The sequence below is a fragment of the Thalassospira australica genome, from assembly GCF_044790785.1.
GTDB lineage: Bacteria > Pseudomonadota > Alphaproteobacteria > Rhodospirillales > Thalassospiraceae > Thalassospira > Thalassospira australica_A.
Map to the genome: position 1 here is coordinate 1,446,299 of NZ_CP085258.1, position 13,482 is coordinate 1,459,780.

The following is a 13,482-nucleotide window of genomic DNA, read 5'->3' on the forward strand; positions in this document are numbered from 1 at the left end:
GCGGATCTGTCTTACGACTATAACGGGTATTTGAATTAGTCCAACAGGCTTTTCAGCCAGTCGCGCTTTTGTTCCAGCCGACGGGCTTCCATATCGAGCCATCCGGTGAACGGTGCGGCTTCATCTGCATGGTCTTCACGCAGTGCCAGAACGCGATCCAGTTCCAGTTCGCAAACATCATGCAGGATTTCAATCTGGTCGCGCCGCGTTTCTTCATCCAGCAGATGCAAAAACCGCATTTTAAGGGCCATGACAAGGCGTGAAAGCTCGCCCGACGTATCGCGCAGCGTACCTTGCATCAGTTCATGAAACTTGTCATGCCCGGCTTTCGTCAGCGACAATTGCGCATCCGAATACGACCCGTCATTGCAATCCTCGCGCACAAGCCCTTCCAGCTTCAGAAGCTGAAGCGAACTGCCCATCATATCAAGCGACGGTCCCATGATATGGGCGGTAAAATGACGCACCGAATTGGCCAGATCGGCATAGCTGATCGGTTTGTTCGAAAGGGCAAGGGTGCCAAGTGCGCAAAGGCGCAGACATTCTTTTGGCAGCAAGGTTCTATCCGAATACATGAACGGTCCCTGTAAAAGTGCAGACACCGAAATTAACGCGAACGGTTCTTAATTGCAAATATTCATTTCTGAGGCATATTTCCTAGACGACCTTAATATAGAACACAAACCCAAAGCCGCAAACAGACAAGCCCGGAATTCATCACCTGCCAAAAATTGATACCGGAGACCATGGTGCCGCGTGTTCCGTGTGACTCCAAAAGAAAAAGCCCGGCGCACATGGCATCCGGGCTTCGACGTGATCTTCTGTATTCCGCCATATATAGCACGATTTTCGCAAGCCTTATGCGGCCTTGGAAATTCCCAGCTGCCCCCAAACAACCAGAAGCGAGTCGATCAGGTGATCGATCAGTTCATCATTATGAAGGGGCCCCGGCGTAAAGCGCAGGCGTTCGGTGCCGCGCGGCACGGTGGGATAGTTGATCGGCTGGACATAGATGTCGTGATCAAACAGCAACCGGTCGCTGGCTTCCTTACACATGCTGGCATCGCCCACCATCAGCGGCACGATATGGCTTGGCGCATCCATGACCGGAAGACCGGCTGCCCGCATGCGTTCACGCAACGTCTCGGCGCGTTCCTTCTGGGCTTCGCGTTCGGTATTGCTGTCTTTAAGGTGACGAACGGATGCCAGTGCACCGGCCGCAATGCTGGGCGGGTGGGAACTGGTAAAGATAAAGCCGTTGCCAAAACTGCGTACGAAATCGACGATTTCATGTTTGGCCGCGATATAGCCGCCAATAACGCCAAAGGCTTTGGCAAGCGTACCCTGAACGATATCGACCCGATCCATCACGCCGTCGCGTTCGGCAACGCCACCACCGTGCGGGCCATACATCCCAACCGCATGAACTTCGTCGAGATATGAAATCGCATTGTACTTTTCGCAAAGATCGAGGATTTCGCCAATCGGGGCGATATCGCCATCCATTGAATAAACGGACTCGAACGCAACGATCTTGGCGCGGTTCGGCCCCAGATCGCGCAGGATTTCTTCAAGATGTGCGACATCGTTGTGTTTCCATATCCGGCGTTCGGCCTTTGAATGGCGCATGCCTTCGATCATGGAATTGTGATTGAACGAGTCGGAAATGATCACGCAGTCCGGCAGTTTCGAGCCAAGGGTCGACAAAGTCGTCCAGTTGGCGACATAGCCCGACGTCATCAGAAGGGCTGATTCCTTGCCATGCAGATCGGCGAGTTCATTCTCAAGCGCGACATGCAGATGGTTGGAACCGGAGATATTGCGCGTACCACCCGCACCGCCACCCTGGCCAGTGATGGCGTTTTGCATGGCTTCAAGAACCTTGGGATGCTGTCCCATGCCAAGATAGTCGTTCGAACACCAGACGGTTATCTTGCGCGGCGCGTCCCCGTTGCCGGGGTGATAAAGGGCCTTGGGAAATTCACCGACAATGCGTTCAAGATTGGCGAACACGCGATAACGCCCCTCGGCCTTGAGGCCGGACAACGCGTCTTTAAAGAAGGTGTTATAATTCATCTTTTGTGTCTTTCGCCTGTCTCTTTGCCGCCGGTCCAGACTGGTTTCCCAACCCGTTCTCTCTCCCTTGGCAAAGCTCTGGTCCTGGCCGGATATGCGTGCATTTCCGGATCAGCATGGTCCCGTCTGACCGGGTCTTGATTACTCCTTATCGGACATGGCTTCCGATCCGGCATTGACCCTTGTCAAAAATTTTAAAGCGATTCCAGTTTCTGCAACAGCTTTACTGCGAACCATGCCGTCAAAGAAGGCATTCCATTCAGTGTGTGTCGATCTCGCCACCATTTGGCGATTCCGGGCAGCATCTCGTTTCCAATTTGGCGCGATTAAACGTATTTGGCAAGGTTTTGAAAGGACTTCCGCCCTACAATTAAATCGATTTAAGCAAGTGGCAAAATCTATCAAATGTATTTGTTTGGAAGTCTTGGGCTATTTTACTATCACTATATCCATCGGGATATAGTGATAGTGTGTTGTTTTCAATCGATTTAGTTCAATGTTGATGAGGTTCAGCCAAGGCCCTTGTGCCAGTCGCCAAGGGCAGCTTCGACCTTGTCGAACATATCATGGACCTGCGTTTCGGTAATGATCAGGGGCGGGCAGAAGGCAACACTATCGCCAAGTGCGCGCAGGATCACGCCATGTTCCATGCATTTTTCCGAAACCGCCTTACCCGCCGAACCGGCCGGCTGCATTGGTGTTTTCAGGCATTTGTCATCGACCAGTTCGAACGCTCCGATCAGTCCACGCCCGCGCGTTTCGCCGACATGCTCGAACTTGTTCAGTTCTTTCAATCGCTTCTGGAACGGCGACATGACATTGCGGACATGCTCGATAATGCCGTCATCCTCATAGATTTTAAGGGTTTCGAGCGCAACGGCAGCCGCGACCGGATGGCCGGAATAGGTAAAGCCATGGCCGAATGTGCCAATCTCGTCGGATGCCTTTTTCGTCGCCTGATAAATCTTGTCATTGATAAACAGGGCTGAAATCGGCTGATAGGCCGATGAAAGCTGCTTGGCGACCGTGATCATGTCGGGTTTGAGCCGGAAGGTTTCGGTGGCAAACATCCGCCCGGTCCGACCAAAACCACAAATGACTTCATCGGCAATGAACAGGATATCGTACCGGTCCAGAACTTCCTGCACCTTTTCGAAATAGGTGCGAGGTGGCACGATGACGCCACCGGCCCCCATAATCGGTTCGGCAATGAACGCCCCGATGGTTTCCGGCCCTTCGGCCTGGATCAGGTCTTCAAGCTGTTCGGCAAGGCGGGTTGCAAAATCCTCCTCTTCCTCACCGGGCCGGGCTTCGCGCCAGTAATGCGGGGTTTCGGTATGGATGATGCGATCAATCGGCAAATCGAACAGTTTGTGATTGTTCGGAAGCCCGGTCATCGAGGCCGCAGCCACCGTTACACCGTGATAGCCCTTCTTGCGCGAAATGATCTTTTTCTTTTCCGGCTGGCCAATCGCATTATGATAATACCAGACCATTTTGACTGCGGAATCGGTTGCTTCGGAGCCGCTATTTGCAAAGAAAACCTTCGACATCGGAACGGGGACGAGTTCCAGCAATTTCTCGGCCAGATCAATCGCCGGGTTGGTGCTGCGCGACGCGAATGTATGGTAATAGGGCAGGGTTTCAAGCTGCTTTGTCGCGGCTTCGACAAGGCGCTTTTCGCCAAATCCCAGTGACGCACACCAAAGGCCTGCCATGCCTTCAATAAAATCGCGGCCATTGTCATCGGTCACATAAATTCCGTGACCCTTTGAAATGATATGCGGCCCGGTTTTTTCGTGCGCGGCAAGGTTGGTATAGGGATGCAGATAGCTTGCGATATCGCGGCTGGCCGCGGAATTGCCTTTGGCCGATGGGGCAGTCGGGACGATGGTGGCGTCTGTGGTCATGATAACCTCTGTTTCGTGCAGGAAACTTCCTGATGCTTTCAAGCACTTTAGGGTGCAATCCTTGGCTTGAAAATCATTTGTTGGTCCAAAAACAAAACCGGCCGGGCAAGGCACCGGCCGGTCTGGAAACAATGTGATATACGAATGCTTTAGTGCGACATCAGAACCGGCACCGTCATGTGGCGCAGAAGGTGCTGTGTCACACCACCCATCATCAGTTCGCGCAGGCGCGGGCGGCCATAGGCACCACAGATAATCAGATCGATGCTTTCATCGGCGGCACGCGACAGCAGAAGATCGCCGACACTGATGCCCGTCGCATTCATGTTTTCCTTGCGGACATTCACCCCGTGGCGTTCAAGACGCGACCCGATATCAACACCAGGAACCGGGATGGAATCACGTGCGCCTTTGTTCGGATCGGCACAAAGAACAAGGGCGGATTTGGCTTTTTCAAGAAACGCCATGCCGTCATTCACCGCACGAACGGCTTCGCGATAGGGCTTCCACGCGACCATGACGCGGTCGCCAATCGTTTCGAACCGACCGGCATAGGGCACAACCAGAACCGGGGTGCCGGCGGTCAGAATGGCCTTGTCGGGCATGTCCGAGGTCGAGGACGGATCGGCGCTATCCGGGTCATGCTGGCCCAGAACCGTCAGGTCATGATGACGTGCATACATCGCCACCGTGTCGGCAATTTCAGACGCGACACAGGGGGCTTCCTGCCAACTGAACGTGACACCGGCGTCTTCGCAGGCCTTGGCGAAGTCGTGTTTGGCTTCCTTGGCAGTTTCGGCCATAGTGGCGCGCTGCTGATCAATGATTTCCTGGGAAATCTGGACTTCCATGAAACGCGGAATGTCGGCATAGGGCAGAAGAAACAGCCCGGTCAGATGGGCTTTGTGTGCTTTGGCAACTTTCAGGGCAACCGAAAGCCGTTGGGCGCACGGCACCGAATTGTCGATATGAACAAGGATATCCCGATACATCTGCCAGTCTCCTTTTCCGGGCAGCGCTACCGCAAACAGGGCAGCCGCTTGGTTATGAGAAGCAGTCTAATGCGATCAGTGGTGGCATTCTTTGTTCTATCTCAAAGTACACCTCTCGCGTTTATCGAGTGTCGCGTGACCCTGTGGCGAGAAAATGGCTGTCGGCGATCCTGATCTTTTCTAGCCGTCGGACGGCTGGGAAGTCATCGGGATGACCTTTTCCATGGTCGGGGCACCGCCGGTGCCGGGTATGGTGTTCGATTGCGCCGGGTTTTGTGGTGGATTTTTGGCTGGGCTTGCCGCTGGGCTTATTATCGGATCGTTCATCATCGGTGCCCCCGATGATGACATTCCGGTCATGTTGTTGCCGGTAATAACCGCGAGACTTTTATGCAATTGCTGCGATAGTGTCGGCCAGTTTGTCTGCAATGTATTACACGCCGCCGGGTCGTTTTGCTGGACGCAGCGCTGCGCCATACGATCAAGAATGTCGAGCGCAATGCGCGCTTCGTCAATCTGTTGGCGCTGCATATCGGTGATCGCCGGTTTGGGCGCTGTCACGAGCGCGGATTGGCCGTTTTGTCCGGGTTTTGCGGTGCCTTGCGATGAAGGTGCGGCAACTGTTTTACCCCATGGCGTGACGATTTCAGACTGCTGGTCGGCGGAGGAATTGTTCTGTGCTATGGGCTGAACACAGCCCGACAGCAAGGCCGCCGATATAGCCATACCGGACAGGAGGCGTGCGTTTCTGATCCTCATGACGTGCTCCTTTGGCCGCAAAGCGATATGCGCCGGGCCGTTCCCTTTACCAGACAGTGCCATTTATCATACGGCCTTGCTTTTGCTCGGGAATATATTGAACCCAGTTATACGCGATGTCCAGAAAAGGGCATGTGACAGTTGCCGCGCGATCAGTCTTTTGTCCGTTGTGCGTCGCGCGAAACCATGGCGATGATGGTTTCAAAAAGTTCCTGTTTTGCCTGTTCTGCAGTGATTTCGCCGGTTGTCGCGGCGTAGGAAAGGGCTTCGGCAGCCCCCAGAAACCCCCAGAGGCGGGGCATGGGGATGGGGCCGGTATTGCTGAACGGTGTCAGGATTGTCCGGCATTTATCAATGAACAGAAGATGATAGTCGCGCTTGACCTGTTCAAGTTCCGGCGAGCAGGCAAGGGCGGCAATCACGCCAGATATTTCGCGCCCCTGTGACAGCACGCAATCGACATAGGAGGATGCAATGACCCATGCTTTGTCTTGGAGGGTATGGTTGCTGGCTTCGAGTGTGGCGTCCATCAATGCGGTCTGGCGTCTGTCGTAATCCTGATATAGCGCGATCAGCAATCCCGACCGGCTGCCGAAATGATCATAGACCACCGGTTTCGTTACCCCGGCCCGCTCTGCGAGATAGCCAAGGCTGAGTGCCTCCGTGCCTTCGTCATGGGTCATCTGCCATGCAACGTCGAGAAGCTGTCGGTTACGGTCTTCCCGTGCAAGCCGTTTGCGCGGTTTGCGGGTGGATTCTTGGGGGGCAGTAGTTGACATATCTATATACCAAACGTAACTTACTAGAAGTAACTTACTTATAGTATATAGAGATTGCCCTTAAACGGCAATCCGTTGACAAGGAGATTAGCAATGCGTGCGCTTGTCGTTATTGCCCACCCAAACACCGGTTCGTTCAGCCATGCGGTTGCCAGCCAAATCGGCAAGGGGATCGAGGATGCCGGTCCTGAACACAGTTTCGAGCTTGCCGATCTGTCGGCCGAGGGATTTGATCCGCGTTTCAATCAGGACGATATTGCCGCGTTCGAGATGAGGGCCCCGTTCCCCGATGATGTGCTTGCCGAACAGAAACGGATTGATGATGCCGATACGCTGGTTCTGGTTTTTCCGATTTATTGGTGGTCGATGCCCGCGATCCTGAAAGGCTGGATTGATCGGGTATTTTCCAATGGCTGGGCCTATGAGGATATTGATGGTGAAAAGGTGATCAAAAAACTGAACCATCTGAAAGTTCATCTTGTCGCAATTGGTGGTGCAGGGCTTGGCACTTTTGCCCGGCATGGCTATTTCGGGGCGATGAAACTGCAAATCCATCAGGGCATTTTTGATTATTGCGGGGTGGAAGTTGCGACATCGGAATTGATGCTGCTGGCTGATGGCAACGATCCGGCGGAACACCTTAAAAAAGCGCGAAAGATCGGGGCCGCGATCCCGGCCAAAGTGATGAAACCTGAACTGGATATGGCGGGATAAATCCCGGCAAACCGGCCATCAAAAGCAAAACGCCCGCAGGGAAAATCTGCGGGCGTTTGAATTTGGCAATGTGCTGCAGGCTTAGTCGTGCTTGCCGCCATTGGCTTTGGACCAGCTGATCGGATCGGCAAGGAAGGCACGAACACCTTCGATGGCTTCTTTGGGGAAATATTCGCCTTCTTCGGCAACCGCCAGAATATCGGCCCAGGTTGCCAGATAATGCAGTTCGATATCATCCTTTTTCAGTTCCTCAAGCGCGTTGGGGAACACGCCATAGAAGAACACGACAAAGGCATGTTTGCATTCGGCACCGGCTTCGCGGATCGCATTGACGAAATTGACTTTCGATGCGCCGTCGGTGGCAAGGTCTTCGACCAGAAGAACGCGTTGGCCTTCGTGGATGTCGCCCTCGATCCGCGCCTTGCGGCCAAAGCCCTTTGGCTTTTTGCGGACATACTGCATCGGCAGGTCAAGAACATCGGCCAGCCACGCGGAATAGGGGATACCCGCCGTCTCACCACCGGCAACCGCGTCAAATGCCTCGTACCCGGCCTTATCCGACACCTGACGGGCGGCAAGTTCCATGACCTTCCGGCGTGCGCGCGGGAAGGAAATCAGTTTGCGGCAATCGATATAGACCGGGCTCGCCCAGCCTGAAGTCAGGATATAGGCCTCTTCCGGGCGAAAATTCACAGCCCCGATATCAAGCAAAATCTTTGCGACGGTTTTGGCAGCATACGAGCAATGCGCGGTCGAAGTTTCGTTGGTCATGGCGACTATACCCTTTTCCGGATCGAATATTTGCGCACGTCTTAGCGTTTTTGAACGCAAAGCGCAAAGAAAAGCCGCTGTCCGGCTGGTCAGGATCGAAGACGTGATCACGCCGGAGGGTGATTTGCCCGATCACGGGCGGCATGCAAATCCCACAATCCCGGTTTGAGGTATCACAAATGATATCTCAGATATCATAATTGCAGTTCTAGATAGCTTTTGTTAAGGTCGGAACATGCGTGGATGAAGGGTTTGCGTCATGATTACCGCAGGACAAATGCGCGCAGCGCGTGCGTTGCTGGGCATTGATCAGAAAACATTGGCTGAAATGGCCGGAATTTCGGTGCCCACCATCCAACGGATGGAGGCCAGCAAGGGTAATGTACGCGGTGTGGTCGATACGCTGGCCAAGGTGGTCGATGCACTTGACCGGGCAGGGATTGAGCTGATCGGTGATCATGCTCCAAGCATCGGGACCGGGCGCGGTGTGCGCCTGAAAGAACCGGAAATGAGGCCGCGTCTGCCAGACGGACAGGTCGAAGAATAACGACCGCAATAGATTTTGCGACGGCGACCGCCGACATATGCCGACGATCCCGCCGCCTTTTGCAAGGCTGCCGGAGACCATGGAAACCAGAACCTCGAAAACTGATCAGGCATCCGAACCTGGATATGCCGACCTGTTTACCCCGAAACTTGTGACCGTCCTTCGTGAGGGATACGGGATTAGGGAACTGCGTGCGGATGCGATTGCCGGTCTGACGGTGGCGATTGTCGCCCTGCCGTTATCGATGGCGATTGCGATTGCATCGGGTGTTTCCCCAGCACAAGGGCTTTATACCGCGATTGTTGGGGGCATTCTGGTGTCACTTCTGGGTGGCAGCCGTTTTCAGATCGGCGGACCGGCGGGGGCGTTTATCGTTCTGGTGGCGGGCACGGTACAGGCGCATGGCCTGGAGGGGGTGATCATCGCGACCATGCTGTCGGGATTGATGTTGCTGGCCATCGGGGCGCTTAAGCTTGGCACCTATATCAAATTCATTCCTTATCCGGTGACAGTTGGTTTTACCGCCGGGATTGCGGTGATTATTTTCGCAAGCCAGATCAAGGATTTGCTGGGGCTGACCCTGTCGGGGGCGGAACCGGGGCCTATTTTGGAAAAACTGCCGGTGATCTGGTCGGCGTTACCGGGGGTTGATCCGGTAACAGTTGCTCTGTCGGGGGCGACGATCCTTGTGATTGTCGGGGTCAAACGGCTGCGCCCGCATTGGCCGGGCATGCTGATTGCGGTGGCCGGGGCCGCATTGGCGACCGCGTTGTTCAATCTGCCGGTATCGACCATCGGCAGCGTCTTTGGCGGTATTCCCGGTGATTTCCCCATGCCTGCCTTGCCGGAATTCACCCTTGCCAAGGTCCAGGCGGTTTTGCCCAATGCGATTGCCTTTGCGCTTTTGGGCGCGATTGAATCGCTTTTGTCCGCCGTTGTGGCCGATGGCATGACCGGGCGGCGGCACCGGTCCAACTGTGAACTGGTGGCCCAAGGGGTTGCCAATATGGCATCGGGCCTGTTTGGCGGGATTTGTGTCACGGGTACGATTGCGCGCACGGCGACCAATGTGCGCGCCGGTGCACATGGCCCGGTCGCAGGCGTGCTGCACGGATTGTTTTTACTGTTGTTCATTCTGGTGGCGGCCCCGCTGGCAAGTTTCATTCCGCTGGCAAGTCTGGCGGGTGTGTTGGCGATTGTCGCTTGGAATATGATTGAAAAGCATGCTTTTGCCACCCTGCTTCGGGCGTCGCGCGGCGATGCGGCGGTGTTGCTGGCGACCTTTTTGCTGACGGTTTTCCGCGATCTGCTTGAGGCGATTGTCGTTGGCTTTGCCCTGGGATCAGTTTTGTTTATCCAGCGCATGTCGAAAACGACTGCGGTTGCCACCCATACGCCGTTTGTGGCCGAAGACCGGGCAGATCGGGCAAACGGCGGGGTCGGGGCATCGGATATTTCATCGACGACTGATCCCGACATCATGATTTACCGGATTTCGGGTGTATTCTTTTTCGGGGCAGCAGCATCAATCGGATCGGTTCTGGACCGGATCGGCGATACGCACAGGGCGCTGATCATTGATTTTGTAGCCGTGCCGTTTCTCGATTCAACCGCGGCCAACACCATTGCCAGTCTGGCGATGAAAACACGCGGGCGCGGGATCGAGGTGATCCTGACCGGGACGTCACATGATCTGCGGCGGGAATTGTTCGCCCATGGCATCAAGCCGCCGATGGTTCATTATGAACCCGATATCGAAACTGCGGTCGGGCGGGTGAGCGCACATCGGGCAGATTCTGCGCCTGCCGTTACGGCATAATAGATCGCAGTCGGACTTGGCCCGGATCGGGACGGCGCACAGATTGCCAGAATAACCCAAGCCCTTGTCAGGCATTGGCAAAATCGGGTTTTGGGTTTATTTGGTATTGCGATACCAAATTAAAACGAAAGGCACGGCCATGTCGCAGGACACCGGACTTGTCGTCGATATCAATGACGGCGGCATCGCGACCATCACCATTTCACAACCGGAGCGTAAAAACGCGCTGACCAAGCCGATGTGGGGTGAACTGGCCCGGATTGCCGGCGATCTTGGCGGGGACAATCATCTGCGCTGTGTCGTGATCCGGGGCGGCAGCGGGTCCGGGTTCGGGGCCGGGGCCGATATCCATGAATTCGTCCGTGAACGTGACGGCTTTGAAAAGGCCCGCGATTACGGGATGCTCCATGCCGAGGCCTTGCAGGCGCTTCGGGTTTGCCAGCATCCGGTCATTGCCGCGATTGACGGGCCGTGCATCGGGGCATCATTTGTACTGGCCGCCGCATGTGATTTGCGGATTGCGGCCGATAACGCCAAGTTTGCCGTGCCGCCGATGAAGCTTGGCGCGACGCTGGGCTATCCGGAATTGCAGATCATGCTGGATCTTCTGGGCGAGGCGGTTTTGTTTGAAATCCTGCTTGAAGGGCAGGTATTCGATGTTAAACGCGCATGTGAAATCGGCTTTGTTGCTCGCAATGTGCCGCTTGATGCGTTCGAGGCGGAAATCAATGCGACCGCCGTCCGCATTGCCGGGGGCGCACCAATCACGCAACGCCTGCACAAGAAAATGATCAACCGCCTGAAAGAGGGCGGGGCCATCGGTGCCAAGGAATTTGACGAAGGATACCGCGCCTTTGACAGTGCGGATTTCAAGGAAGGCTACACCGCCTTTCTCGAAAAGCGAAAAGCGGTGTTTGAAGGCAAGTAACCGCCTAAAACAGCTATCAGATCGGCAGGTCCGGGGTTAGCGGCACATCGGTGATGCCGTAATCGACGCCCATCTTGTGCAACTCGCTTGTGATTTGCGATCTGTGATGGGTTTGATGGTTGAAAAGCTGCATCAGGAAAAGCTGACGCGGCAATTTGCGTACCACACCATCCAGCCCCATCAATTCACGAATGTCATCCTGCCAGCCATGATCGGGGGCATCGACGAATTCGGCAATTGCAGCGTCGGTTTCAACGCGCATTTTGCGAAGCGTTTCGAAATCATCGGCCATGATCGTGCGCGCATTGAACGGCTCGGCCTGCCCGGTTTTCAGGATGCCGAGGATGCGGTGATCAATATACATCAGATGGTTCAGGGTTGCGTGGATCGATCCGAAAAACATGCCACGGTCGCGGCGGCGTTCTTCGTCACCGATCTGTTCGCAAAGATCGTACAGAACGCCATTTTGCCAGATGTTGTAACGGGCCATCGCACGGCCGTAATCGTTGAAATTCATCTTTGCCATTTTGGCGGGTCTCCTGTTCGGCGTTAATCGGTCTGCACTTAATCTGCGGCAACGACGACGGTGTCGTCGGTTTGGGCCGGGGCGGGTTGTTCGATCTGCTTTGCCTCGGCCACGAAATGGACCATGAGATTGGCGAAAATGCCAAAGGCCAGCATTGATGCGGTCACAGGCAGAAGGCTGCCATCATGAACCTGTCCGATAATGGTGCCTGCCAGTGCGCCGGTGGCAAACTGGATCGTCCCCATCAAGGCGGTGGCCGTCCCGCCGATATGCGGGAAATACTGCATGAAGCATGCCGTGGCATTGGGTGCTGTCAGGCCGATTGTACCAACCGCAATCATCACCAGCGGCACCACAGCATAAAGCGACGGTTCAAAGAAATTCACCGCAATGAACAGGCCGATGACAGCCGCAAGCTGCAGCCCGGTGCCAACCGCCAGAATCTGATGACATTCCATGCGTTTAAGCATGGGATTGTTCAGCCGGTTGCAGATGACAATAACGATGACATTGGCGCCAAACAGATAGGGGAACTGGCTGGGTGATACGCCGAAATAATCGATATACATGAATGGGCTGTCGGTCAGGAAGCTGAACATCACCGCACTCGCCCCGGTATGGGCCAGCATGAAACCGACGGCCTTGCGCGTGCGCATGACTTCGAGATAGGTCCACCAGACGCGGCGCGCCGGACCGGCATAACGCGGGCGCAGTTTGGTGGTTTCGGGCAGCTTGAACCAGACAACCACCAGCATGATGCTGCCATAGATCACCAGCAGAACGAAAATTGCCTGCCACTGGAAATAGGCCAGAAGGACCGAGCCGACCGTGGGTGCGACCAGCGGTGCAATCATCATGATCACCGCGATCAGGGCAAACATGCGTGCGGCTTCCTTGCCGTCAAACAGGTCGCGGACCGATGCACCGACGATGACAAGGGCAAAGCCGCCGCCAATCGCCTGGATAAAGCGCATGACGTTGAGCGAGAAAGAACTGTCGACAAAGATGATCATCGCACTGGTGATGATGTAAATCACCAGCCCGACAAGGGCGACCGGGCGGCGACCTACACGATCCGAGAGCGGCCCGCCGATCAGCTGCCCTAATGCAAAGCCGATCAGAAAGGTGCTGATCGAAACTTCGACATTGTGGGTCGGTGCACCAAAATCGGCTGCCATCGCCGGAATGGCGGGCAGGTAGGTGTCAATCGCAAAGGGCGCGGTTGCGATCAGGGCGGCAAGCAGGATCGCAAGGCGTTGTGTATTGATCGGGGTGCTGGCATCTTTATTCGCCATGTCTTCCGTATCCGTTTCTTATGGTGGCAGGTGGGGCGTGATCCGTCCGGTTTCCAGTGCCGGTGTTTAACGGGACTTCCGGCCATCAGCCGCAATACCGGAAACAAGGGCATATTCGTCGGCATCCCGATACCGGGTGCGGTGAAAATTCCGGTTATGGTGTGGCGGTGGCGTTGGAAGGCCGCACCATTACGGGAGGCGGGGCCGGGTGGATCGCAGCCTGAAACGATTCAAGTCCTGCCATTATCCACGGAAATTTTGTTTTTTCCAGCCCGGCGATTTTTACGGGCTGAATATCAGCTATGCATATAACCGGTTGAGGCGGCAAAAGAATACAGGTCCCAAAAGAAAACGGCACCCCTAAGG

At 55.2% G+C, this 13,482-nt stretch carries 13 protein-coding genes; 4 read left to right on the forward strand and 9 right to left on the reverse strand.

Annotation, left to right across the window (positions count from 1 at the left end; all coding sequences use genetic code 11):
* Window positions 1–35: 35 nt before the first annotated feature.
* The 6 genes from LG297_RS06950 to LG297_RS06975 all read right to left on the reverse strand — a co-directional run bounded on the left by LG297_RS06950 (window position 36) and on the right by LG297_RS06975 (window position 6,516).
* On the reverse strand, window positions 36–575 hold the full coding sequence (locus tag LG297_RS06950; protein ID WP_404426197.1) for a hypothetical protein: 540 nt from the start codon (window positions 573–575) through the stop codon (window positions 36–38).
* 283 nt (window positions 576–858) lie between these two features.
* Window positions 859–2,076 (reverse strand): 5-aminolevulinate synthase, encoded by a 1,218-nt coding sequence (gene hemA, locus LG297_RS06955; RefSeq protein ID WP_404426198.1) that lies wholly within the window; start codon window positions 2,074–2,076, stop codon window positions 859–861.
* Between the two features lie 509 nt (window positions 2,077–2,585).
* Window positions 2,586–3,986, reverse strand: coding sequence for an aspartate aminotransferase family protein (locus tag LG297_RS06960; RefSeq protein WP_404426199.1), 1,401 nt, complete (start codon window positions 3,984–3,986; stop codon window positions 2,586–2,588).
* A 149-nt stretch (window positions 3,987–4,135) separates the two neighbouring features.
* The gene (locus LG297_RS06965; protein WP_404426200.1) at window positions 4,136–4,978 is read right to left on the reverse strand and encodes a universal stress protein; all 843 of its coding nucleotides are present in this window, start codon (window positions 4,976–4,978) and stop codon (window positions 4,136–4,138) included.
* A 180-nt stretch (window positions 4,979–5,158) separates the two neighbouring features.
* Window positions 5,159–5,737 (reverse strand): hypothetical protein, encoded by a 579-nt coding sequence (locus tag LG297_RS06970; protein ID WP_404426201.1) that lies wholly within the window; start codon window positions 5,735–5,737, stop codon window positions 5,159–5,161.
* Window positions 5,738–5,889: 152 nt separating this feature from the next.
* Window positions 5,890–6,516, reverse strand: a complete 627-nt coding sequence (locus LG297_RS06975; protein ID WP_404426202.1) for a TetR/AcrR family transcriptional regulator — start codon at window positions 6,514–6,516, stop codon at window positions 5,890–5,892.
* Between the two features lie 93 nt (window positions 6,517–6,609).
* On the opposite strand from LG297_RS06975, the gene LG297_RS06980 reads away from it, so the two are divergent.
* Window positions 6,610–7,230: an NAD(P)H-dependent oxidoreductase gene (locus LG297_RS06980; protein WP_404426203.1), complete on the forward strand. Its 621-nt coding sequence runs from the start codon at window positions 6,610–6,612 to the stop codon at window positions 7,228–7,230.
* A gap of 81 nt (window positions 7,231–7,311) precedes the next feature.
* On the opposite strand, the gene LG297_RS06985 is transcribed toward LG297_RS06980, so the two are convergent.
* Complete coding sequence (locus tag LG297_RS06985) at window positions 7,312–8,001, reverse strand: orotate phosphoribosyltransferase (protein WP_404426204.1); 690 nt, start codon at window positions 7,999–8,001, stop codon at window positions 7,312–7,314.
* Between the two features lie 259 nt (window positions 8,002–8,260).
* On the opposite strand from LG297_RS06985, the gene LG297_RS06990 reads away from it, so the two are divergent.
* The 3 genes from LG297_RS06990 to LG297_RS07000 all read left to right on the forward strand — a co-directional run bounded on the left by LG297_RS06990 (window position 8,261) and on the right by LG297_RS07000 (window position 11,295).
* Window positions 8,261–8,548: a helix-turn-helix domain-containing protein gene (locus LG297_RS06990; RefSeq protein ID WP_404426205.1), complete on the forward strand. Its 288-nt coding sequence runs from the start codon at window positions 8,261–8,263 to the stop codon at window positions 8,546–8,548.
* A 79-nt stretch (window positions 8,549–8,627) separates the two neighbouring features.
* On the forward strand, window positions 8,628–10,367 hold the full coding sequence (locus LG297_RS06995; RefSeq protein WP_404426206.1) for a SulP family inorganic anion transporter: 1,740 nt from the start codon (window positions 8,628–8,630) through the stop codon (window positions 10,365–10,367).
* Between the two features lie 139 nt (window positions 10,368–10,506).
* Window positions 10,507–11,295, forward strand: coding sequence for an enoyl-CoA hydratase/isomerase family protein (locus LG297_RS07000; RefSeq protein WP_404426207.1), 789 nt, complete (start codon window positions 10,507–10,509; stop codon window positions 11,293–11,295).
* Between the two features lie 16 nt (window positions 11,296–11,311).
* Here the strand turns inward: LG297_RS07000 and LG297_RS07005 are convergent, their stop codons facing one another.
* Both LG297_RS07005 and LG297_RS07010 read right to left on the reverse strand, forming a co-directional pair.
* Window positions 11,312–11,821, reverse strand: a complete 510-nt coding sequence (locus LG297_RS07005) for a DinB family protein (RefSeq protein ID WP_404426208.1) — start codon at window positions 11,819–11,821, stop codon at window positions 11,312–11,314.
* Between the two features lie 38 nt (window positions 11,822–11,859).
* Window positions 11,860–13,116, reverse strand: coding sequence for a multidrug effflux MFS transporter (locus tag LG297_RS07010; protein ID WP_404426209.1), 1,257 nt, complete (start codon window positions 13,114–13,116; stop codon window positions 11,860–11,862).
* Window positions 13,117–13,482 lie beyond the last annotated feature (366 nt).

Bases quoted from the DNA above. Each gene is read 5' to 3' on its own strand.
- LG297_RS06950 (WP_404426197.1), bottom strand. From the start codon at position 575: ATGTATTCGGATAGAACCTTGCTGCCAAAAGAATGTCTGCGCCTTTGC.
- hemA (WP_404426198.1), bottom strand. From the start codon at position 2,076: ATGAATTATAACACCTTCTTTAAAGACGCGTTGTCCGGCCTCAAGGCC.
- LG297_RS06960 (WP_404426199.1), bottom strand. From the start codon at position 3,986: ATGACCACAGACGCCACCATCGTCCCGACTGCCCCATCGGCCAAAGGC.
- LG297_RS06965 (WP_404426200.1), bottom strand. From the start codon at position 4,978: ATGTATCGGGATATCCTTGTTCATATCGACAATTCGGTGCCGTGCGCC.
- LG297_RS06970 (WP_404426201.1), bottom strand. From the start codon at position 5,737: ATGAGGATCAGAAACGCACGCCTCCTGTCCGGTATGGCTATATCGGCG.
- LG297_RS06975 (WP_404426202.1), bottom strand. From the start codon at position 6,516: ATGTCAACTACTGCCCCCCAAGAATCCACCCGCAAACCGCGCAAACGG.
- LG297_RS06980 (WP_404426203.1), top strand. From the start codon at position 6,610: ATGCGTGCGCTTGTCGTTATTGCCCACCCAAACACCGGTTCGTTCAGC.
- LG297_RS06985 (WP_404426204.1), bottom strand. From the start codon at position 8,001: ATGACCAACGAAACTTCGACCGCGCATTGCTCGTATGCTGCCAAAACC.
- LG297_RS06990 (WP_404426205.1), top strand. From the start codon at position 8,261: ATGATTACCGCAGGACAAATGCGCGCAGCGCGTGCGTTGCTGGGCATT.
- LG297_RS06995 (WP_404426206.1), top strand. From the start codon at position 8,628: ATGGAAACCAGAACCTCGAAAACTGATCAGGCATCCGAACCTGGATAT.
- LG297_RS07000 (WP_404426207.1), top strand. From the start codon at position 10,507: ATGTCGCAGGACACCGGACTTGTCGTCGATATCAATGACGGCGGCATC.
- LG297_RS07005 (WP_404426208.1), bottom strand. From the start codon at position 11,821: ATGGCAAAGATGAATTTCAACGATTACGGCCGTGCGATGGCCCGTTAC.
- LG297_RS07010 (WP_404426209.1), bottom strand. From the start codon at position 13,116: ATGGCGAATAAAGATGCCAGCACCCCGATCAATACACAACGCCTTGCG.